This is a genomic window from Pseudochelatococcus lubricantis (genome assembly GCF_042432495.1).
Lineage (GTDB): Bacteria > Pseudomonadota > Alphaproteobacteria > Rhizobiales > Beijerinckiaceae > Pseudochelatococcus > Pseudochelatococcus lubricantis.
Map to the genome: position 1 here is coordinate 460368 of NZ_JBHLXC010000002.1, position 22213 is coordinate 482580.

Below are 22213 nucleotides of genomic sequence, written 5' to 3' on the forward strand. Positions count from 1 at the left end.
GGGCGGGGGCGGCACCGCCGGTCATCCGCCCGACAACATGCGGGAAGACCCATGCACCATACAGACGCGAACGAAGATGCGGATATCGTGGCCCGGGCGACATGGCATCCAACCGAGGCCCACAGGCGTGAGGCCAACTGGACCCGCTTCCTTGCCTATGCCGGTCTGCCGGACTATCCGGCGCTCGAAGCCAGGGTAGCCACGGAGCCGGACTGGTTCTGGGAAAAGCTGATCGCCTTTCTCGACGTGCATTTCGAGACGCCGTTCACGGCCGTGCGCGATCTCTCTGGCGGCATAGCGCATGCGCGCTGGTGCGTCGGCGGGCGCATGAACGTGACGGAGACATTGCTCGACCGCCATCTCGCCACCGGGCGCGGCGGGCACCCGGCTCTGCTTTACGAAGCGGAGGACGGCGCTACCCGCAGCCTGACCTATGCCGAGCTGGCGCGGCAGGCGGACGCGCTGGCGCTGGGTCTGGTGCGTGACGGCATCCGGCCGGGCGACGTGGTCGGCCTGTTCATGCCCATGGTTCCCGAGGCGGTGGTCGCCTTCCTGGCCATCGTGCGTGCCGGCGGCGTCGTGCTGCCGCTGTTCTCCGGCTTCGGCGCCGCGGCGCTGGCCTCGCGCATGTCGGATGCGGATGCGGTGGCGGTCATCGCCGCCGAGGCCACCGTGCGCAGGGGCAGGCCCGTCGCCATGAAGAGCGCGCTCGACGCCGCCCTCGCGGACGTGCCCACGGTCCGGCGCGTCGTGGTCCTCCCGGCGGGCGGCACCGCCCCGATGCTGGCCGGGCGCGACAGGTGGTGGGACGAAGTGGCCGTTCCGGGCGGGGCGGCAGCGCCGGTCATCGTCGATGCCGAGCACCCGATGATGGTCATCTACACCTCGGGCACGACCGGCAAGCCGAAAGGCACGGTGCACACGCATTGCGGCTTCGCGGTAAAGACCGGCGAGGACTATCTGCTCGCCTTCGACCTGAAACCCGCGGACCGCTGGCTCTGGATGAGCGACATGGGCTGGCTCGTGGGGCCCATCCAGATCGTCGCCACGCTCATGGCGGGCGCGACGCTGCTGCTGGCCGAAGGCGGGCCTGACTATCCGCAGCCCGGACGGCTGTGGCGAATGGTGCAGGACCACAAGCTGACACTCCTCGGCATCAGCCCCACTATCGCCCGGCTGATGAAATCCCACGGAGCGGCGGAGGCACAGGCCTACGACCTGTCCACCCTGCGCGCCATCGCATCGACCGGGGAGCCCTGGGACCTTGCCTCGTGGGCGTGGATGATGGAGCACGTTCTCAAGGGGCGTGGGCCGCTGATGAACAACGTGGGCGGCACGGAGATGGGCGGCATTCTCGCCACCAACATCCTCTACCCGATCAAGCCGACAAGCTTTTTCGGCCCCATTCCGGGTACCGGCGCCGACATCGCGCTGGAGGATGGCGCCAGCGCACCGGCGGGCGAGGTGGGCGAGCTCGTCATGCGCGCGCCCTGCATCGGCACCACACGCGGCCTTTGGCGGGATCAGGAACGTTATATCGAGAATTACTGGAGCCGCCACGAGGGCGTGTGGACCCACGGCGACTGGGCGTCGCGCGACGGAGACGGCTACTGGTTCATCCACGGGCGTTCGGACGACACCATCAAGCTGGCGGGAAAGCGCACCGGGCCGGCCGAGATCGAGGCGCTGCTGCTCTCCACCGGCAAGGTGACGGACGCCGCTGCCGTGGGCGTGCCGGATCCGGTGAAGGGTTCGGCCGTGGTGTGCGCCGTGGTGCCGGCGGAAGGCGTGGTGGCGGACGAGGAACTCGCCGCCCTGCTCTCCCGGGCCGTGACCTCGGGGCTCGGAGGGCCGTTCAAGCCGCAGCGCATGATCTTCGTCACCGACCTGCCCCGCACCCGCAACCTCAAGGTGATGCGCCGCGTCATCCGCGCCGTGCTGACGGGGCAGCCGCCGGGCGACGTCACGGCCCTCATCAATCCCGAGACCGTGGACGAGCTCGCAACCGCGCGACCTGAAACGTAAGCCCGGGCAATCCGGCCCGGGCGGTCGATGCCTGCTCCGGTTGGGGCAGGCGCGGCTGACGTCCGTCACCGAATCTGCCACGCATCTCCCGAAGGCAGTAACCTGGAAGAGGCGCACCGCGCCTCTTCCTTTCTTTTCAGGCCGGATCTTTTCAGGCCTGACCGGATGATCCACCCCGTCGCGCGCGGAGATAATGGATGATCGTGCCCACGATCCCGGCCCGGAACAGCAGCACGCAGGCAATGAAGGTCGCGCCCTGGATCATCATGACCCACGATCCCAGATGGGCGAGATAGTTCTGCATTGCCACCACGATCACCGCGCCGACGACGGGGCCGAAGATGGTCCCCATGCCGCCGATCAGCGTCATGAGCACCACCTCACCCGACATGGCCCAATGCACATCCGTGAGCGAGGCCAGCTGGAACACGAGCGCCTTCGTGGAACCCGCAAGGCCCGCGAGAGCTGCCGAGAGGACGAAGGCCAGCAGCTTGTAGCGGTTGGCCTTGTATCCCAGCGAAATCGCGCGCGGCTCGTTATCCCGGATCGCCCGTAGCACTTCCCCGAAGGGCGAATCCACGGTCCGCCAGATGATGCCGAAGCCGATGAGGAACACGGCGACGACGAAAACGTACATGGCCAGCGTGTTGTTCAGGTCGATGATGCCGAACAGATAACCGCGCGGAATGGCCTGCATGCCGTCCTCGCCGCCGGTGAAGGGCGCTTGCACGCAGAAGAAGAAGACCATCTGGGCCAGCGCCAGGGTGATCATCGAGAAATAGATGCCCTGACGGCGGATCGCCAACCAGCCGAAGCCGACGCCGAGCAGGGCGGAAGCCGCCGTGCCGGCGAGAATGCTCAGTTCGGGCGTGAGGCCGAGCGTCTTGGCGGCATAGCCGCAGACGTAGGCGGCGGCCCCAAAGTAGGCTGCATGCCCGAAGGACAGCAACCCGCCGTATCCGAGCAGCAGGTTGAAAGCGCAGGCGAACAACGCGAAGCATAGCGCCTTCATCAGAAAGATCGGATAGACGAAGAATGGCGCGGCCGCAAGCAACACGCCGGCCGCCACCACCGCCAGGACGCGCAAGGACGTGGAGCCGAGGTTCGGGGCGGCTTTCCGTTCTGAAACAACGAAGCTCATGCTGTCCTCCCGAACAGGCCTGCCGGCTTGACGAGCAGGACGATGGCCATGACGACGAAGATGACGGTACTGGAGGCCTCTGGGTAGAACACCTTGGTAAGGCCCTCGATGAGCCCCAGTGCGAAGCCGGAAACGATGGCGCCGGAGATCGAGCCCATGCCGCCGATGACCACCACCGCGAAGACGACGATGATGATGTTCGAGCCCATGACCGGGCTGACCTGATAGATCGGCGCCGCCATCACGCCCGCAAGCGCCGAGAGGCCCGCGCCGAAGGCGTAGGTGAGCGTGATCATCATCGGCACGTTCACGCCAAACGCCTGCACGAGCTTGGGATTCTCGGTGGCGGCGCGCAGATAGGAGCCAAGGCGCGTCTTCTCTATGAGGAACCACGTCGAGGCGCACACAACGACGGAGGCCACGATCACCCACGCGCGGTAGTTGGGCAGGAACATGAAGCCCAGATTCTGCCCGCCCTGCAGCTCCCGGGGGATCGCATAGGGCATGCCGGAGACGCCGAACTGCTGCCGGAAGCCACCCTCCAGCAACAGGGCGACGCCGAAGGTGAGCAGCAGGCCGTAGATGTGATCCAGCTTGTAGATCCGCTGGAGCATGGTCCGTTCGAGCATCGCGCCGAACAGCCCGACGCAGACCGGCGCGAGAACGAGCGCCAGCCAGTAGTTGATGCCCAGATAGTTCAGCAGCATCCAGGTGACGAAGGCACCCAGCATGTATTGCGCGCCATGGGCGAAGTTGACGATGTTGAGCAGACCGAAGATGACGGCGAGGCCAAGGCTCAGCATGGCATAGAACGCGCCGTTGATGAACCCGATGAGCACCTGGCCGAACAGGGCCTGGGAGGAGATACCGAGTATTTCCATGAGAACCGCCTCCTAGATGCCGAGGTACGAGTGGAGGCGCGACACCTCGTCCGGGTTGGACAGGGCCGTATTGGGCACCATGTCCACCACCCGGCCGCTTTCCACAACGTAGTGGCGGTCGGCGACTGTCGCGGCGAAGGGAAAATTCTGTTCGACCAGCAGAATGGTGAAGCCCCGCTCCTTCAGCAGGCGTATCACCACACCGATCTGCTCGATGATGACCGGTGCGAGACCTTCCGTGACTTCGTCCAGCAGCAGGAAATCGGCCCCCGTGCGCAGGATGCGCGCCATGGCCAGCATCTGCTGTTCGCCGCCCGAGAGCTTGGTTCCGGGGCTGCGGGCCCGCTCTTTCAGATTGGGAAACAGCGTGTGGATTTCCGCGATGCTCATGCCGCCGTCCTTGACGACGGGCGGCAGCAGCAGGTTCTCGGTCGTGTCGAGACTGGCAAAGATGCCGCGCTCCTCGGGCACGTAGCCGATCCCGCGCCGCGCGATGCGGTTGGCGGGCATGCGCGCCAGTTCGTCACCGTCGAAGCGGATGGAGCCGTTGCGCCGGATGAGGCCCATGATGGCGCGCAGCGTCGATGTCTTGCCCGCGCCGTTATGGCCGAGAAGCGTGACGAGTTCTCCGCGCCCCACCTCGATGTTCATGCCGTGCAGCACGTGGCTTTCGCCGTAATAGGCGTTGAGGCCCTCGACCTTGAGCCGGACGGGTTTCGAGACATCAAGCATGGACGCCTCCGATATAGGCCTCGCGCACGGACGGGTTCGTGGACACGGCGGCGTAGTCCCCCTCGGCCAGCACGCTGCCGCGGGTGAGCACGGTAATGGTGTCCGACAGGTCCGCCACGACGGAGAGATTGTGCTCCACCATCAGCACCGTGCGGTTGGCCGCCACGCGCTTGATGAGCGAGGAAATGCGGTGGATGTCCTCGTGCCCGAGCCCGGCCATCGGCTCGTCCAGCAGGAGCATTTCCGGTTCGAGCGCCAGGGTCGTCGCAAACTCCAGCGCGCGCTTGCGCCCGTAGGAAAGCTCGCCGGCGTTGACGTCGCGGTAGGGCGTCAGCCCGACCCACTCGATCAGCTCGTCCGCCCGCTCGTGCAGGGGATGCAGCGTCCTGCGCGGCTTCCAGAAATGGAACGATATACCCAGCGGCCGCTGCAGCGCGACACGCACGTTTTCCAGCACCGTGAGGTGCGAGAAAACGGACGAGATCTGGAACGATCGCACCATGCCCTGGCCCGCCATGTCGGCGGGCGCGGTCCGCGTGACGTCGACGCCATTGAAATGGATCGAGCCGGACGTAGGTCTCAGGAACTTGGTGAGCAGGTTGAAAACGGTCGTCTTCCCCGCTCCGTTCGGACCGATCAGGGCATGGATCGTATGGCGCCTTACCTTCAGATTGACATCCCGGACGGCGACGAATCCGAGAAATTCCTTGGTGAGGCCCCGGGTCTCGATGATGTTGTCGCCGTCCCCGGTGGGCCCGGATGGGCGCGGCGCATGCTGTTGCATGTGATCCTCCCTGGATTTATTGTTTGCGGGTCATTTCCGCCTTTTGGTTGTCGCTATCCCCCGCGCCGAGGCGCTATGGTGCAGGGAGTGTGACGCCCCCGTCTCTTCAAGCCGATCCGCGCCCGCCATATGCGCGGCGACGATCGCCCGGCCCTCCGCCTCGCGTGCAAGCCCGCCTCAGAGGCTGAGGGCCTCCGCCTCCATCCCGGTGCGCAGGCTCTGCCCGGCCGCCACGCGGTGGCGCAGCAGCGCCGACGGACGGTAGCGATCCTCGCCATAGGTCGCCTGCAGGTTCTCCAGAACGCGGAGGATGCGGGCCGGCCCCACGTCCTGCCCCCAAGCCAAGGGGCCACGCGGATAGTTCACGCCGAAGGTCATCGCGCGATCGATATCGGCCGGCGTCGCCACCCCCGTCAGCACGGCCTCGCCGGCCTCGTTGGCCAGCATGGCCACGGTGCGCGCCACGATGAGGCCGGGCACGTCGCGCACCGCCGAGACCGCCTTCCCCAGCGCCTGGAACAACCCCGCCGCCTGTGCCAGCGCCTCCGGCCGCGCCTGGCAGGCAGCCGCGACGGCGATCCGCGAGGCGGTGCCGTAGTCCAGCGCGAGGTCGAACAGCACGAGGTCTTCAAGCTCCCCGCCAGCGGCCCGCGCGGTGGCCGTGCGCCCGTCGCTCAGCGCGAGGCTGGCGCCATCCAGCCGGATAACGCCCGCCCCCGCGCGGCGAGAGACGGCGATGCCCGCCCGCTCCAGGAGCGCCACCAGCGGCTCGGCCGGGCCGAGGTCGCCCTCCACCGCGGCGACCCGCGGCGCCGGATACGCTGGCAGCGTCGCCGGCACGGGGCGGACGGCGCCGGGCGCATGATCGTAGAAGCCTCGGCCGGACTTGCGTCCATACCATCCTGCGGCCACCAGCTCCTGCTGCGTCAGGGACGGGCGGTAGCGCGGATCATGGAAATAGGCCTCGAACACGGACCGGGTGACGGCGAAATTCACGTCGTGGCCGATGAGATCCATCAGCTCGAACGGCCCCATGCGGAAGCCCCCCGCCTCCCGGACGACGGCGTCGATCGTGGCCGCGTCGGCGGCGCCCTCCTCCAGCAGCCGCAGGCCCTCCGCGTAGAATGGACGCGCGACGCGGTTGACGATGAAACCCGGAGTGGACTTCGCCAGCACGGGCTGCTTGCCCCATTCCCGCGCCGTTTCGCTGAGCGTGTCGAGCACCCGGCGGTCGGAGGCGAGGCCGGCGACCACCTCGACCAGCGCCATCACGGGCGCCGGATTGAAGAAGTGCAGCCCTGCCACGCGCTCCGGATGCTTCAGCCCGGCTGCAATGGCGGTGATGGAGAGAGAGGAGGTGTTGGATGCGAGAATGGCATCCGGCGCGACGATCTCCTCCAGCCCGGCGAAAAGCTGGCGCTTCACCTCCAGCCTCTCGACGATGGCCTCCACCACGAGCGCCGCGCCGCCCAGCGCTTCGAGCGCCGGCGCGACCTCCAGGCGGGCGGCGATATCCTCACGCGCGCCCTCGGGCAAGCGGCCCTTCTCCACCTGCCGCGCGACATTGGCGAGGATGCCTTCCCGCGCTTTCCCGGCGGCGCCGGGCGCGGCGTCGAACAGCGTCACGGGGTGGCCCGCCTGCGCCGCCACCTGCGCGATGCCGGCGCCCATGGCCCCCGCCCCGACGACGGCGACAGGCGCGGAACGTGGCAGCGCCGTCATGCCGCGCCCCCGCCGATGGAGACCACGGCCTTGCCCTGGACCTTGCCCTGCGCGACGAGTTCCAGCGCCTCGGGCAGCTCCTCGAACGGGAACACGCGCATGATGCGCGGCTTCACCGCGCCGGCGCGCCAGAGATCGAACAGCTCCTGCTGCACCTTCAGCACCAGTTCGGGCGTGCGGTCCCGATAGTCGCTCCACTGGAGGCCGCTCACCGAGATGTTCTTGACAAGCAGATAGTTGACTTTAACCGTCGGGATATCTCCCGCGGCGAAACCGATCACCACGAGGCGCCCGCACCAGGCCGCAGCCCGCAAGGCGGCCGCGAAGAAATCCGCGCCGAGCGGGTCGAGCACCACGTCGGCGCCATGGCCGTCGGTGGCCGCGTGAACCTGCGCCCGCAGGTTGTCGCGCAGATCCGCGACGGACAGATCGATGACCGCATCCGCGCCGGCCTCGCGCACGACCGCCTCTTCCGCGGCCGAACGCACGCCGGCCAGCACCCGCGCGCCCAGTCCCTTGGCGATCTGCACCGCCGCAAGGCCCACGCCGCCCGCGGCGCCGCCCACCAGCACGGTCTCGCCGCGCTTGTACTGGCCGCGCTCAACCAGCGCGAAATAGGCGGTCTGGTACACGAGGCCCATGGCGGCCGCGGCCTCGAAGGACAGGCCGTCCGGCAACAGGAATGCCTGGGAGGGAGGGACGCTCGCCTGCTCGGCGAAAGCGCCGTGTTCCACCTGTGCCATGATGCGGTCGCCCGGCGAGAAGCCTTCCACCCCCGCTCCCACGGCGCGCACGACCCCGGCGAGGTCCTTGCCGGGCGTGAACGGGCGCGGCGGCAGGACCTGGTACTTGCCGGAGACCACCAGCGTATCGGGAAAGTTGATCCCGACCGCCTTCACATCCACGATCATTTCCCGCGGCGCGGGGACGAGGTCGGGGAGGAGATCGACCTGCATTGAAGAGGGAGCGCCGTGCTCCCAGACGCGGTAACTGCGCATATCGAATCCTTTCAGATGGACAGGAGGGGATCGGTGGTCTCGCCCAGCCCCGGGGCCGAGCCGCGCGTGGGTGCGGCACGGAAAACGGGGGCGATCGGCACCGGCACCGCCGGCAGCTCCCTGCCTCCTGCCATCAGCGTGTGGTCGAACAGGCGGCGGGCGGCCACGTGCGGATCGGCCACCGCCTCTTCCAGCGTCGCCACGATGGAGCAGCACACGTCCTGCCCGGCCATAAGGGCCTGCCATTCGGCCGCCGTCTTGCCCGCGATGCGCTCGGCCACCGCCGCCCGCACCTGGTCGGCCGGCGCGCCAGCGTCGCGCAGGGCGTCCGGCAGCCCGATAATGCGGGTAAAGTTCTCCCAGAACTTGTCCTCGATGGGCGCGGCGGCCAGATAGCGGCCATCGGCCGTGCGATAGATCTGGTAGCGGGGCGACCCGCCCGTCACCAGGTCGGCGCTAGGACGCGGCCAGCCCGCGCCGGCGAAGCCCGCCCCCAGCCCCCAGTAGAGGAACGTGAACAGGTTGTCGCCCATGGCGATGTCGAGGTAGCTGCCGAACCCGGTGATGTCGCGCTGGCGCAGGGCCAGCAAGATGTTCACGACGCCCGGCAGCGCGCCGCCGGCGATGTCCGCCGCCAGCACCGGCGGCAAAACCGGCGCGCCGTCCGCGCCGGCCGTGAGCCCGAGCATGCCGGTCTCGGCGACGTAGTTCAGATCGTGGGCCGCGGTTTGCGCCTTCGGCCCGTTCTGGCCCCAGCCGGTGATGGAGCAGTAAACCAGCTTCGAGTTCAGATGGCGCACGGTGTCGTAGCCGAGGCCGAGCCGCTCCATGACACCGGGGCGGAACTGCTCGATCAGCACGTCCGCACGGCGGATGAGCGGGATCAGTTCGTCCACCGCACCCGCAGCCTTCAGATCGATGGCGATGGACTGCTTGCCCCGGTTGAGCATCGCGAAATTCACGCTGTCCTCGCCCAGCTTGGGCTCGTAGCTGCGCATTTCGTCGCCCCGTCCGGGGCGCTCGATCTTCACAACGCGCGCACCCGCCTCGGCCAGGACGAGGCTGGCCAGCGGGCCGGGCAGCAGGGTAGAGAAATCGAGAACGAGAAGACCTTCCAGTGGACGCATGATCACCTCCCTTTGAGCTGGCGGGCTTTGGCCACCTGCGCGCGGCGGGCCGGGGCATATGCCGGGTCGCCGAGCGCATCGTGAAGCACCTTCGTCGTGTCGTGATGGGCGGCAAGCCCTGTACGTTCCAGAAGCTCGACGGGGCCCTCCGGATAGCCGAGGCCCAGCTTCAGCGTCAGGTCCATATCGGCGGCCGTGGCCAGCTTCGCGTCGAGCCGGTTGAGGGCGGCGTTGTAGTAGGGCCGCACCAGCCGGTCGACGATGCGGCCCGGAAAATCGCCGCAGACAGCCGTTTTCAGCCCATGCGCCTCGAACAGCGCCCGCGCGGCCTCCACGGCCGTCTGCGCGGTCTGCGGCTGGCGCACGATCTCCACCAGATCGGACGGCTTCGCATCCCCGAGGCGGAAGCGGGCGAAGCCGAGCACGTTGCTGCCTTCCTCGCCCCGGCTCTCGCCGGTATGCACGCCAAGGCACTCGCTACCAAGCTCGATCAGGACCACGCTGTAGCGTGCCGTGTCGGCAAGGCCGGCGAAACTCTCGCCGGCGTCTGCACCGGCGAGGACGAGAATGTCGCCATCGGCCACCGTGGCGTCGAGCAGCGGATGGGACTCGGGAAAGGATCGGCTCTCGCCGTTCAGTATCACGCAATGCGAATGGGGATTGGACATGCGATCAGGCTCCGAAGATGGCGGCGGTCTCGTAGGAGAGGAAGCCGCGCCTCGTCTTGCGGCCGAGGCGGCGGGCGGCGACCATGCGGCGCAGCAGCGGCGGGCAGGCCGCGCGCGGCTCATGGGTCACCCCGTGCAGCGCCTCGCACAGCAGTACCTGCGTATCGAGTCCGATGAGATCAAGCAGCTCCATCGGCCCCATGGCGTAGCCCAGCGCGCCCTTGATGGCCTTGTCGATCTCCGCCGGCTCCGCCACGCCCTCCTCGACGAGCCGGATGGCGTCGTTGTTGAAAGGGACGAGGAAGTAATTAAGGATGAAGCCGGGCGCGTCCTGCGTCTTCACGGGCCGCTGGCCCATCTGCTCGCAGATCTGCCACGCCCGCGCGAAGCTTTCATCCGACGTATTGATCCCGGGCGACATCTCCACCAGCTTCATCAGCTGGGCCGGCAGGCAGAAATGCATGCCGACGAAGCGGTCGTCGCGCCCGGACCGCGCGGCGATCTCGGTGATCGAGAGGGTGGAGGTGTTGGAGGCGAACAGCGCCTGCGGTCCGCATACCTTGTCGAGATCGGAGAAGAGCCCGCCCTTCACCTCCAGTTCCTCGAAGATGGCCTCAATAACCAGGCCGCAAGGGGCCATGGCGGCGATATCGCTCGTGCCGGACACCCGGCCCATGATTTCGTCCACCTGTTCCTGCGTGAGCTTGCCGCGCTGCACCGACTTGGCGAAGAAGGCACTCATCTGCCCGATTGACGCCTCGACGCGCGCGGGATCGACGTCGTAGATAATGGTGGGGAAGCCGCCGCGCGCCGCGACGATCGCTATTCCCGTCCCCATGGTGCCGGAGCCGGCAACTCCGATTGTGATCTGTTCGCTCATCTGTCTTTCTCACCGTTCAATGAAGCTGCGGCCAATGAGCTGGCGATGGATCTGGTTCGTGCCTTCCCAGATCTGCGTGATCTTGGCGTCGCGCATCAGCCGCTCGACCCGGTACTCCTTGACGTAGCCATAGCCGCCGTGGAGCTGGACCGCCTCGGTGGCCATCCGCATCGCGAGATCGCTCGCGCGCATTTTCAGGATGGAAGCCTCGATGCCGATATCGTTGACACCGGCATCCACCAGCCGGCCGACATGCGTCAGCCAGGCCTCGCAGAGCACAAGCTCACTGGCGAGGTCGGCGAGCAGGAACTGGATGCCCTGAAACTCGATGATCTTGCGGCCGGATTGCTTGCGGCCGTTGATGTAGGCGGTCGCCTCGTCGAAGGCGGCGCGGGCGATGCCGAGGGCGTGCGCGCCGATGGACGGGCGCGACTTGTTGAGCGAGGCGAGCAGCAGCTTCAGCCCCTCACCCGGCCCCCGCAGCAGATTGGCGCCGGGCACGCGGCAGCCGTCGAAGGCGAGAGACGCCGTCGACGAGGCGCGGTGCCCCATCTTGTCTTCCAGCCGCTCCACGCTCAGGCCCGGCGTACCCTTCTCCAGCACGAGGCAGGAGATGGCCGCTTTCGGGTCCTCGGCCTGCGACCACTTGCCGAAGACGACATAGAAATCGGCCACGTCGCCATTGGTGATGAAGGTCTTGAAGCCGTCCACGACGATGTCGTCGCCGTCGGGCGTGAACTTGGTGCGCATGCCGGTCGCATCCGAGCCGGCATCCGGCTCGGTGATCACCAGCGACGCGAGCGCGCCCTCGGCGACGGCTGGCAGAAAGCGCTGCTTCTGTTCCTCGGAGCCGAAGTCGATGACAGGCTTCATGGCGTGGAAATTCGTCGCCCAGATGATGCCCGTGGACGCGCAGGCGGCCGTGATTTCCTTCACGCAGGCCAGATAGGCGAGATAGCTCAGGCCCGCGCCGCCATAGGCCTGCGGAACGAACATGGCGTTCAGGCCGAGCGCGTTGATGCTCCTGACGTTTTCCCAGGGGAACTCTCCGGTCTCATCGTGATGCGCGGCGCGCGGGGCGATCTCCTCGCGGGCGAGCTGACGCACGCTTTCCAGAAGGATGGCCTCGTCTTCGGACAGGCCGAGCTGGCCGTCGAGGCGTGTCATGACAGTCATGGGATGTCCTCAGTGCGCCATACCCTGACCGCCATCGAGATAGATGGTCTCGCCGGTCAGGAAGGGAATGTCCTCCTCGAAGAGGCTGGCGATCAGCCGCGCCACCTGCCCGGGGCCGGCCGGACCGCCCGTGGGAATGCGGGACGCGAGCAAGGTGCGTACCTTCTCCGAAGCCAGATAGTCCTTGTTGAGATCGGTCTCGATATAGCCCGGCGCCACCGTGAGCACGCGGATGCCCATGGCCGCCCACTCCACGGCCAGGCAGCGCCCGAGCGCGGCGACCGCCGCCTTGGAGGCGCAATAGGCTGCGTTGTGACGCACGCCCAGCTTGTCGAACAAGGAACCCATGTTGACGACGAGCCCGCCGCCCGCCGCGACGAGGTGGGGGTAAGCCTGCTGGCACACGCTGAACGTGGCCGTGGTGTTGGTGGTCATAACCTCCCCGAACTCCGCCAGGGGCTGGCTGTCGGACGGACGGGCGATGTGCACGCCGGCGTTATTGACGATGCCGTCGACGGATCCGGCGGCCGCAGCGAAGGCCGCCAACGCCGCTGCCACCGATTCCGCATCCAGCACGTCGCCCTTCAGGGGCACCAGCCGCGCCTTCAGCGCTTCGGGCACGTCTGCGTGCTCCGGGCCGCTGCCCCGGCGCGAGAAGCAGCCGACGGTATGGCCGCGCCGCGCCAGCTCGATCGCCACCACGGCCCCGATGCCGCGGCTCGCGCCGGTGAGGAAGATGTTTCGGCTCGTCATTTCACTTGTCCCGGAATTGCGGCTTGCGCTTCTCGATGAAGGCGGTGAGACCCTCGGCGGCGTCTTCCGTGCGGTAGGCAAGCGTGGAAAGATCCGCCTCGACGCGCAGCCCCTCGTCGAGCGGCACGTCGAGCGCGCGCCGCACCGCGGCCCGCGCAAGGGCGAGCGCGGGCAGGCCGTAACCCGTGAACTCGGCGGCGAACGCCTTGGCGGCTTCGACCACGTCGCCGTCGGCCAGCCGGTTGACGAGCCCTATCGCGAGCGCCTCCTCGGCGTCGATGGTGCGGCCGGTGAGGGCGATCTCTGCGGCTCGCGCCTCACCGACGAGGCGCGGCAGGCGCTGCGTGCCGCCATAGCCGGGAATGAGGCCGAGCTTGATCTCCGGCAGGCCAACCCGCGCCTTGGACGATGCGACGCGGAAGGTGCAGGCCATCGCCAGTTCCAGCCCGCCGCCGAAGGCATAGCCATTGATGGCGGCGATGGAGGGGACCTTGAAACTGTCGAGTTTCGCGAACACGCGCTGGCCGAGTTCCGACCCCGCGCGTTCGTCCATGAGGGAGCGGCCGACGAGTTCCTTGATGTCCGCGCCGGCACAGAAGGCTTTTTCCCCGGTGCCGGTCAGGATGAGGGCGCGGATGTCCCACCCCGCCGCCTCGTCGATGGCCGCGCCGATGTCGCGGATGACGGCGAAGGAAAGCGCGTTCAGCGCCTCGGGCCTGTCGAGTGTAAGGAGGGCGAGAGCGCCCTCGCGCAAGAGTTTCACCATGTCAGCTTCCCTTTGTCGTGAGGGGATCGGTGGCCGCGACGGGCTTGGTGGCGGGTTTGAAGCGGACAGGCGTCGGCTCGATCTGACGGGCGCGCACCTGTTCCACCATCTCGCGCTTCAGGACCTTGCCGCTGGCGGTCAGCGGGAAGGCATCGAGCACGAGGAAGTATTCGGGCATGTCGTATTTCGACAGGCCGGTCTCGAAGAGATGGGCCAGCATCTCCTCGGCGGTGACGTCCGCTCCCTCGCAGGGGATGACGGCCAGGCACACTTTTTCCCCCAGCCGGTCGTCGCGCACCGGAAAGGCCGCCACCTTGAAGACAGACGGATGGCGGATGGCGAGATCCTCGATCCGGGAGGGGTGGATGTTATGGCCGCCGCGGATGATGAGATCCTTGGAGCGGCCGACGATTTCCAGGTTGCCGTTCGGATCGAGCCTTCCCAGATCGCCGGACATGAACCACCCGTGCGCGTTGAAGGAGCGCTCGGTGATGGCCTGATTGCCGAAATAGCCGAGCATCAGGCATGCGCCCCGCCCGCCGATCTCGCCCACCTCGCCCGGCTCCGCCTCGATGTCCGGCGCGTCGGGCCGCCAGATCCTCACTTCGTAGGCCGCGCAGGCCTTGCCGCAGGTGCGGACCATGGTCTCGACGTCATCGTCGGGCATCGTGTACTGGTGGGAGCCGTTCTCGGTCATGCCGTAAATGTTCTGCGGCGTGATGCGATAGGCGAGGAAACGGCGCGCCACTTGCATCGGAATGGCGGCCCCAGCCATGTAGAAGGTCTTGACGGCGCCCAGGGAGGCGAGTCCGCGCCGTTCCATCTCGCCCAGTATGTCGATCGCATGCGTGGGGACGCCCATCACGTAGGTCGCGTCGGTCTCGACGATGCGGTCGACCGGGCTCACGCCCTTCGCGGCGTCGTTCAGCACCAGTTCGCAACCGGCGACGAGCGTCTGCTCAAGGGCCACGGTGCCGATGTGATGGCTGAGCGGACTGAGTGAATAGATCACCGTATCCGGCCCCAGATGCCAGTCCGCCACCATGGCGCGTCCATTGGCCAGCAGCGTGTTGTCGGAGTGCATAACCCCCTTCGGGGCGCCCGTGGTGCCCGAGGTAAAGGCGAGGTATGTGATCTTGTCCGGATTGGCGACAGGCGGCGGCAATGCCGCCGGCGCATCGGCGGGCGGGAACGCCGCCACCCTGCCGGACAGCCCCGGCCGCGCCTCCACCGTATAGACGCGGCGCATGGCCGGCAGGTGGAGCGCCGCGATGAAGATGTCATGCCGGTCGGCATCCGCCCCGTAACCCGGCTGGGCGACGAGGGCAGCAGCCGCGCAGCGCTCCATCAGCGTGACGATTTCGCCCACCGTGTGGTTCTGGTGCAGCGAAGGCACGCAGACGAACCCGGCACGCGAACAGGCCAGGAAGGCCACCGTGGCCTCCACGCGATTGGGCAGCCACACGCCGACCCGATCCCCGGCGCGCAGCCCGGTGGCCAGCAGGTCGGCCGCCGTCGCGTCGGCCCAGCGCAACAGCTCCGCCCAGGTCAGGCGGCGCGTGGCGTCGCGCAGGGCGTAGAGATCGGGACGCGAGGCGGCATGAGCGGCCGCGAGGCCGTAGAGAGTGTCATCGCGCCACTGCCGCGCCTCGTAATAGGCACGCGCCGTAGCCGGATCGTGAAGGGTTAGCAGAGTTGACTGCATCGGACATCGGCTCTCGCTTCGTGCCACGCTCACTTGCCGAACTTGGCGGGGTCCGGCTTGCGGCGCTGCGCGAAAGCTTCCGAAAGCTCGTGCGACTCATCGGAGTCGAGATAGCCGCGCAGCAGCAGATCGTGCGCCAGGCGGGCCAGCCCGCCGACGCCGGAGTGCCGCGCGGAAAACGCCGCCTTGAGCGATGCAAGGGCGAAGGGGCCGCGCTCGGCGATGGTCAGGGCCATTTCCCGCGTCGCGGCAGCGAGCTGGTCGTCCGGCACGACCTTGTTGACGAGTCCGTATTCGAGGGCCTGCCGTGCGGTCAGCTTCTCGTTGAGGTACCAGATCTCCTTGGCGCGCCGCTTGCCGACGATGTCCTCCAGGAACCAGGTGCCGTAACCGGCGTCGAACGAGCCCACCATCGGCCCCACCTGGCGGAAAACGGCGCTTTCCTTGGCGATGGAGAGGTCGCAGACCATCTGCAGCACGTTGCCGCCGCCCACCGCGAAACCGTTGACGCTGGCGATGACGGGCTTCTGGAGACGCTCGATCGCGTCGTACATTTCGAGCGTGGGAAGCACGCCGGCGTAGAGGTTGGTCGGCTCCAGGCCGTCCTTGCGGCCCCCGGTACAAAAAAAGCGGTCGCCCGCACCGGTGATGACCAGAACCCGGGTGCGCGTTTCGGTGCGCACGGCCTCGATGCAGTCGCGCAGCTCGCGGCACATGACGGCGTTGAACATGTTGCCGTCGTCGGGCCTGTTCAGCGTGAGCGTGCCGACGGGGCCGTCTTCGCTGTAGAGAATGGTTTCGTATGCCATGGGGTTTCCTCCTGAATAATCGGGGCTGTCAGCCGCTCAGATCACGCCGAGCGTGCGCAGCCTTTGTATTTTTTCACAGTCGTAGCCGAGCAGACCGCGCAGCAGTTCCTCGCTGTGCTCGCCGAGGCGGGGTGGTGCGGCGACGTAGCCCGCCGCCTCGCCATCGACATGAATACCCAGTGAAACCTGCGGTATCTGGCGGTCATTCTGATCGATTCGGAAGAAGGTATCACGCTCAAGCAGGTGTCGGTCTTCCACCACCTCGTCGACGCGGTAGATCGGCCCGGCAGGCACCCTCGCCTTCGAGAATCGTTCCAGCCATTCCGCACGCGGGCGCCGGCGCAGGATCGCCTGGATCCGGTCGACGATCTGTCCACGGTTGGCGCGGCGGGCCGCATTGGTCGCCACTTCCTCTCCCTCCGCCCCGGCGGGATCCTCCACCGCGTCCCAGAAACGCTTCCAGATTCCGTCGTTCCCCAGGCCGAGCGTCAGGGGCAGGTCGGCGGTGTCGAAGGTCTGGTAAATGGCGATGACGCTGTCGGTGCCGCCGCTCCTGCGCGGAACCTCGCCCGAGCCGAGAAAGGGCACGATGCGCGGCGCCATGAAGCGGACCATGCTTTCCGCCAGCGCGATGTCGATAGTGCAGCCCTCACCCGTAACGGCGCGGCGGTTCAGAGCGGCCAGCGTCGCGAGTGCGGCATCGGTGCCGGCCAGCATGTCGGCGGCAGGCGCGCCCACCTTCTGCGGCGCGGCCCCGCTCGGCCCGGTCAGGTCCATCACGCTGGAAAATCCCTCGGCGATAAGGTCGTAGCACGGGCGCGCGGCATAGGGCCCGTTCAGGCCGAAGCCGGTGATGGACACATGCAGCAGGTCGGGCCGGGCCGACCTCAGCCTGCCGGCATCGATGCCGAACTTGCGCTGGGCCGTGGGTAGCAGATTGGTCACCAGCACGTCGGCGCTGTCGATCAGGCCGGCGAGCACCTCGCGCCCCTCCGGAACTGAGAAGTCGAGCCGGACACTCTTCTTGTTGCGGTTGACCGAGAGAAACCAGAGGGATTCACCGTCCAGGAACGGAGGCCCCCAATGCCGGGCATCGTCGCCCTCCGGACGCTCGACCTTCACCACCTCCGCGCCGAAATCCGACAGGAGCATGGTGGCATATGGCCCGGCAATCGAGGTAGTCAGATCCAGCACGCGCACGCCGTCAAGCATTCGGAACTTCTCCGATCTGCGGCCCGGCGGCAGCTTCGAGACTGGGAGTTTGAAGTGAGGCGGATTTGTTGCGGTCATTGCTAGTCATCCTTGTGCCAACGATGACTAGCAAGCCCCGTGCCACCCACACGAACCGCATATATTTCATACGGTTGCAGGCTATTTTCTCCTTGCCACCGCGTTTCCGTTGTTGTTTGCTGTTTTCAGCATGGACACTTGCAAGAATCATATGTCCTCAAAGAACACACGGAAACGCCCCATGCCCACCCTCCTGAATATTGTCGTCCTGGACGACACCGGCGCCATATCCTTTGCTTCCGAGCCCGCTCGCACGTCCGGGCTGGCGGATGCGATCGTGGATCACATGAAGGGAACGGGAGCGGGCAAACGCATTTCCGCCACGACGTACAAGGACGAGCCGCACGTCGTGCTGGCCATGCCTACGGCCGATGACATGACGGCGGTGGTTGTCCATCGCGAGGACAAATCGTCCACGCTCGTGGACTTCATCCTCAGCGTGGACATCGCGTTCGACATCCTGAACCACTTCCTCACCAACCCCTTCGAGGGGATCACGGTGGTCGACCAAGATTCCGTGCTCCGCTACCTCAGTCCGGTCCACGAACGCTTCTTCGGCCATGCGCGCGGCGACGCCGTCGGCCGTCCCGTGCAGGACGTGATCGAGAACACCCGCCTGCACATCGTCGCAAAGACCGGGACGCCGGAAATCGGGCAGGTGCAGGAGATGCGAAACGTGGCCCGTGTCGTCAATCGCGTGCCGATCCTGCGCGATGGCCAGCTCGTGGGCGCGATCGGGCGCGTCATGTTCAAGGCCCCCGAGGAGGTGCACGAACTCTCGCGCCAGATTTCATCGCTGCGTGCCGAGGTGGATTACTACAAGAAAGAGCTCGCTGGACTGCGCCATCGCGCCTTCGGCCTTGAGGAAATCGTCGGCGAGAGCGATGCCATCCGCCAGCTCAAGGAGGAGATCCGCAAGGTCGCGCCCCTCGACGTGCCCGTGTTCATTTCCGGCGAGAGCGGCTCCGGCAAGGAACTCGTGGCGCATGCCATTCACAATCTCAGCCGGCGGGTCGAGCGGCCCATGGTGGTGCTGAATTGCGGCGCCCTGCCGTCGACGCTTGTCGAGAGCGAGCTGTTCGGCTACGAAGCCGGCGCCTTCACGGGCGCACGCCGCGAGGGCCGCAGCGGCAAGTTCGAGATGGCGGATCGCTCCAGCCTGTTCCTCGACGAGATTGGCGACATGCCGATGGAAACGCAGATCAAGCTGCTGCGCGTGGTCGAGAACGGGGTATTCGAGCGGGTCGGCTCCAACCGCGCCCGCACCACGAATTTCCGCCTCATCAGTGCCACCAACCGCGACCTGCGCCGCATGATCTCGGAAGAGGCTTTCAGGGCGGATCTCTATTTCCGCATCAACGGCGTAACGCTTTACGTTCCGCCGTTGCGCGAGCGGTCGGGCGACATTCCGCTGCTGGTGCGCCACTTCGTGCAGAGAGTGAGCCAGCGCATCGGCTCGCCCGTACGGCGCATCCATCCGCTCGCCCTGCAGATGCTGCAAGGCCTTTCCTGGCCCGGCAACGTCCGCCAGCTGCATCACGAGGTGCAGCGCGCCATGATCTTCGCGGACGGGAGCGAGCTGACCCTGGCGAACTTCCGCAGCCTGGAAGACGAGGCGGAGCATCATCAAGCCCCGCCCCCCGTCAACAGTTCCGCCACGATCCGCGAAACGGTGGGCAACGTGGAGCACGCGCTGATTCGGGAGGCGCTGGAACGCCACAGCGGAAACAAGAAACGCGCCGCCGAGGAGCTGGGCATATCGCGCTCCTATCTCTACAAGAAGCTGGCAGAGATTTCCCAACGTCCATAGAGCGCTTTCCGATCTGAAAAGTTCATTCAAAATCAAAAAGTCATATCGTGTCATCGCTCCACAGAAACGATGACACGATCCGGCGCCGGGAGACCGGGCGGACTCAGCTCTTCCGGACGAGCCGGCAGGTGGAAAGGGACAGCGGCCGGAAGGCCTTATCGCCCGGGATGGTCCGCAGAACCTTCATGAGATCCCATTCTCCGGTCGACTCTTCCGGCGTCTTCGCCTGGACCAGATACATGTCGTGCACCATGCGCCCGTCCGCGCGGATGACCGCCATTCGTCGCTTACCTCACCTTTAGCAATACGCTTGCCACGTCCGGGGAGGGAGCCGGACCGGCGGGCCTTCCATCGCTCTTCCGAACCTGAACGGCGGCCCGCCTCAGCTGCCGATGGCGTCCGCGGCTTCCATCACCAACCCGGAAAAATTCGCCACAAACTCCTCCTTCGACCATTCGAGCAGCGACCCGGCGATGTGAATGGCGGCCAGCGGGCGGCCGTCGTGCGCCGTGATCGCCACGCCTATGGCGACCTCTTCGTTCATGATCTGGTTCGTGAGGCAGGCGAAGCCCTTCCTCCGCGTTTCCTCGACGGCCTGCATAACCTCCTCCACCTCGCGCATCGTGAAGGCTGTGAAGGGGGTGCGGTCGCTGCGTGCAACGATGTCGCGCGCCTGCTCGTCGTCGAGCCGCGCCAGGATCGCCACGCCCCCCGAGGAGCAGTAGACGGGCACGCTGTGCCCCGGAAGCGTGGCGTGGAACGCCTCCCGCTTGCTCGGCATGCGCATGGCGTAGAGTACCCTTGTGTCGTCGAACAGCGACAAGTCCACGCGCTCGCTCACCCGGCGGCGCAACTCCAGCAGGATGGGGCTCGCGCGCTTCACCAGCGGGTTGAGGCGCATGAAATCGAGCGTCAGGTCGAGCACGCGCAGCCCGAGCATGTAGCCCCTGTCGTCGTCGTCGCGGGCGATGTAACCGAGTTTCCGCAGAGTATGGACGATGCGCTGGGCGGCGCTGCGGTCGATGCGCGCGGCAGTGGCGATCTCGCTCAACGTCAGCGGGCGGTGGGCGTCGTTGAACGCATTCAGAACCTGCATCACCCGCGCAACCGAGCGCAGGAACAGCGGATCACCCTCGGCGTCGCTCTCCAAATTGATGGCCCTTTGTGCGTTCGCACGGTGCACGCTCCGAAATGTCATCTGCGCACCAAAAGCGATTGACAAGACATTCAAGACCCTCCTAGTATTACCAATATGACTATATCGTTGAGCGATACAGGATATCCACAGTCCGATCAGGACGCAAGAAAAAGTGGAATCCATCCAGAGCGGGATGCGGGTCATGACAAGACGCATAGGTGTCGCCGGTTTTCTTCATGAGACGAACACGTTCGCCCCGTCTCCGGCGCGTATGGGCGATTTCATTCAGGGCGGAGGCTACATGCCGTTCGCCCGCGGCGCGGACGTGATCGTGCGTTCGCGCGGCATCAACCTCGGCATCGCGGGCGCCATCGCCTACGCGCAGGAGCAGGGATGGGAGGTCGTGCCGGTGCTGTGGGCGGGGGCGATCCCCTCCGCCCCCGTCGAGGCCGCGGCCTACGAGGCGATCGCCGGCGAGATTGTCGCCGGCATCCGTGACGCCGGCCCGCTGGACGGCGTTTTCCTCGACCTGCACGGCGCCATGGTCGCGGAGCACGAGGACGACGGGGAAGGCGCGCTCCTTTCGCGCGTGCGGGAAGCGATAGGCCCGCGGGTGCCCGTCGCGGTTGCGCTCGACCTGCACGGCAACATCACCGCGCGCATGTTCGAGGCGGCGGACGCCATGGTCGGCTTTCGCACCTATCCGCATATCGACATGGCCGACACCGGCCGGCGCGCGGCGGCAGTCCTCGGCGAGCTGATGGAACGGCCGCAGCCGTGGTTCAAGGCCATTCGCCGCCTCGATTACCTCATCCCGATCGCGTGGCAATGCACGAGCGAGGAGCCCGCAAAAGGGCTCTACGCCCGCACCGTGGCGCAGGAAAGGGACGGGCAGGTGACGTCCAGTTCGCTCTTCACCGGGTTCCCGGCAGCCGATTTTCCCGAATGCGGCCCGGTGGTCGTGACCTACGGCCGCTCCGAGACAGCGGTCGAGGCAGCCGCCGACGCGCTGCACGACGCAGTCCTCGCCGCGGAGCCGGCATTCGCCGGCACGTCCTACGAACCAGACGCGGGGGTACGCGCGGCGATGGAGATCGCCCGCACGGCCACGCGGCCCGTCATCATCGCCGATACACAGGACAATCCCGGCGCCGGCGGCGACTCCGACACCACCGGCATGTTGCGGGCACTGGTGGCGTGTGGCGCGCGGGCGGCGGCGCTCGGGTGCCTCTTCGATCCGGAGGCGGCGAAGGCAGCGCATGCCGCCGGAGAAGGAGCACAGGTCACGCTTGCGCTCGGCGGCCGCTCCGGCGTGCCGGGCGACGCGCCCTTCGTCGGCACCTTCACGGTCGAGCGCCTTTCGGACGGGAACGTCGTCGCGCCGGGCCCCTACTACGGTGGGGCGCACATGCGAATGGGCCCCTCAGCCGCGCTGCGCATCGACGACATCCGCGTCGTCGTCGTCTCGCACAAGGCGCAGATGGCCGACCGGGCGCTCTACCGCATGGTCGGCATCGAGCCCGAGCGGCAGGCGATCCTCGTCAACAAGAGTTCGGTGCATTTCCGCGCGGACTTCGATCCCATCGCGGAAACCATCCTGGTATGCACCGCGCCCGGCCCCATGCCGCTCAGCCCCGCCGTGCTCGCCTGGAAGCGGCTCCGGCCCGGCATCCGGCTGGAACCTCTCGGCCGGCCGTTTTCGCCGGCGGCATAACCTCGGCGGGCGTCGGCGTTTCCGGGAGGTAACGGCCTCCTGAAACTGTCTTCAGCCTCCGCAGCAACGTCAATATAAAACATGACAAACGAAA

At 67.0% G+C, this 22213-nt stretch carries 19 protein-coding genes and 1 pseudogene; 3 read left to right on the forward strand and 17 right to left on the reverse strand.

The window, feature by feature from the left end; translation table 11 throughout:
• The first annotated feature begins 51 nt into the window (after window positions 1-51).
• Entirely contained in the window at window positions 52-2025 is a 1974-nt protein-coding gene (locus tag ACFFJ7_RS04980; protein WP_377590936.1) for an AMP-binding protein, read from the forward strand.
• 151 nt (window positions 2026-2176) lie between these two features.
• On the opposite strand, the gene ACFFJ7_RS04985 is transcribed toward ACFFJ7_RS04980, so the two are convergent.
• The 15 genes from ACFFJ7_RS04985 to ACFFJ7_RS05055 form a co-directional block, all read right to left on the reverse strand.
• Window positions 2177-3166, reverse strand: a complete 990-nt coding sequence (locus tag ACFFJ7_RS04985) for a branched-chain amino acid ABC transporter permease (RefSeq protein ID WP_166947766.1) — start codon at window positions 3164-3166, stop codon at window positions 2177-2179.
• A complete protein-coding gene (locus tag ACFFJ7_RS04990; protein ID WP_166947768.1) occupies window positions 3163-4047 on the reverse strand; it encodes a branched-chain amino acid ABC transporter permease in 885 nt (294 codons plus the stop codon). Before ACFFJ7_RS04990 ends, ACFFJ7_RS04985 begins: the two co-directional genes overlap by 4 nt.
• A 12-nt stretch (window positions 4048-4059) precedes the next feature.
• Complete coding sequence (locus ACFFJ7_RS04995; protein ID WP_166947770.1) at window positions 4060-4779, reverse strand: ABC transporter ATP-binding protein; 720 nt, start codon at window positions 4777-4779, stop codon at window positions 4060-4062.
• Window positions 4772-5563 carry an ABC transporter ATP-binding protein gene (locus ACFFJ7_RS05000; protein WP_377590937.1) on the reverse strand — a complete coding sequence of 264 codons (792 nt, stop codon included), beginning with the start codon at window positions 5561-5563 and terminating at the stop codon, window positions 4772-4774. Before ACFFJ7_RS05000 ends, ACFFJ7_RS04995 begins: the two co-directional genes overlap by 8 nt.
• Before the next feature lie 177 nt (window positions 5564-5740).
• Complete coding sequence (paaH, locus tag ACFFJ7_RS05005; RefSeq protein WP_377590938.1) at window positions 5741-7285, reverse strand: 3-hydroxyacyl-CoA dehydrogenase PaaH; 1545 nt, start codon at window positions 7283-7285, stop codon at window positions 5741-5743.
• Window positions 7282-8283 carry an NADPH:quinone oxidoreductase family protein gene (locus ACFFJ7_RS05010; RefSeq protein ID WP_377590939.1) on the reverse strand — a complete coding sequence of 334 codons (1002 nt, stop codon included), beginning with the start codon at window positions 8281-8283 and terminating at the stop codon, window positions 7282-7284. The genes paaH and ACFFJ7_RS05010 overlap by 4 nt, the downstream gene beginning before the upstream one ends.
• Window positions 8284-8294: 11 nt before the next feature.
• Window positions 8295-9410, reverse strand: coding sequence for a CaiB/BaiF CoA transferase family protein (locus ACFFJ7_RS05015; protein WP_377590940.1), 1116 nt, complete (start codon window positions 9408-9410; stop codon window positions 8295-8297).
• Window positions 9411-9412: 2 nt separating this feature from the next.
• Window positions 9413-10078 (reverse strand): 3-hydroxyacyl-CoA dehydrogenase family protein, encoded by a 666-nt coding sequence (locus tag ACFFJ7_RS05020; RefSeq protein ID WP_166947778.1) that lies wholly within the window; start codon window positions 10076-10078, stop codon window positions 9413-9415.
• A gap of 4 nt (window positions 10079-10082) precedes the next feature.
• The gene (locus tag ACFFJ7_RS05025) at window positions 10083-10958 is read right to left on the reverse strand and encodes a 3-hydroxyacyl-CoA dehydrogenase family protein (RefSeq protein ID WP_377590941.1); all 876 of its coding nucleotides are present in this window, start codon (window positions 10956-10958) and stop codon (window positions 10083-10085) included.
• 9 nt (window positions 10959-10967) lie between these two features.
• On the reverse strand, window positions 10968-12134 hold the full coding sequence (locus ACFFJ7_RS05030; protein WP_377590942.1) for an acyl-CoA dehydrogenase family protein: 1167 nt from the start codon (window positions 12132-12134) through the stop codon (window positions 10968-10970).
• 9 nt (window positions 12135-12143) lie between these two features.
• Entirely contained in the window at window positions 12144-12887 is a 744-nt protein-coding gene (locus tag ACFFJ7_RS05035; RefSeq protein ID WP_377590943.1) for an SDR family NAD(P)-dependent oxidoreductase, read from the reverse strand.
• Window position 12888: 1 nt separating this feature from the next.
• Window positions 12889-13653, reverse strand: a complete 765-nt coding sequence (locus ACFFJ7_RS05040) for an enoyl-CoA hydratase/isomerase family protein (RefSeq protein ID WP_377590944.1) — start codon at window positions 13651-13653, stop codon at window positions 12889-12891.
• Window position 13654: 1 nt separating this feature from the next.
• Window positions 13655-15358, reverse strand: coding sequence for a class I adenylate-forming enzyme family protein (locus ACFFJ7_RS05045; RefSeq protein ID WP_377590945.1), 1704 nt, complete (start codon window positions 15356-15358; stop codon window positions 13655-13657).
• Window positions 15359-15387: 29 nt separating this feature from the next.
• Window positions 15388-16167 (reverse strand): enoyl-CoA hydratase-related protein, encoded by a 780-nt coding sequence (locus tag ACFFJ7_RS05050; RefSeq protein WP_166947791.1) that lies wholly within the window; start codon window positions 16165-16167, stop codon window positions 15388-15390.
• A 36-nt stretch (window positions 16168-16203) separates the two neighbouring features.
• On the reverse strand, window positions 16204-17379 hold the full coding sequence (locus ACFFJ7_RS05055; RefSeq protein WP_377590946.1) for a CaiB/BaiF CoA transferase family protein: 1176 nt from the start codon (window positions 17377-17379) through the stop codon (window positions 16204-16206).
• A 259-nt stretch (window positions 17380-17638) separates the two neighbouring features.
• Here ACFFJ7_RS05055 and ACFFJ7_RS05060 point away from each other — a divergent pair, with 259 nt between their 5' ends.
• Window positions 17639-19267 carry a sigma-54 interaction domain-containing protein gene (locus ACFFJ7_RS05060; RefSeq protein WP_377590947.1) on the forward strand — a complete coding sequence of 543 codons (1629 nt, stop codon included), beginning with the start codon at window positions 17639-17641 and terminating at the stop codon, window positions 19265-19267.
• 103 nt (window positions 19268-19370) lie between these two features.
• On the opposite strand, the pseudogene ACFFJ7_RS05065 reads toward ACFFJ7_RS05060, so the two are convergent.
• Window positions 19371-19538 (reverse strand): annotated as a pseudogene (locus ACFFJ7_RS05065) (ABC transporter substrate-binding protein); the annotation flags it as partial.
• Between the two features lie 111 nt (window positions 19539-19649).
• Window positions 19650-20417 (reverse strand): IclR family transcriptional regulator, encoded by a 768-nt coding sequence (locus ACFFJ7_RS05070; protein WP_246224955.1) that lies wholly within the window; start codon window positions 20415-20417, stop codon window positions 19650-19652.
• A gap of 190 nt (window positions 20418-20607) precedes the next feature.
• Here ACFFJ7_RS05070 and ACFFJ7_RS05075 point away from each other — a divergent pair, with 190 nt between their 5' ends.
• On the forward strand, window positions 20608-22119 hold the full coding sequence (locus tag ACFFJ7_RS05075; RefSeq protein WP_377590948.1) for a M81 family metallopeptidase: 1512 nt from the start codon (window positions 20608-20610) through the stop codon (window positions 22117-22119).
• The last annotated feature ends 94 nt before the right edge of the window (window positions 22120-22213 follow it).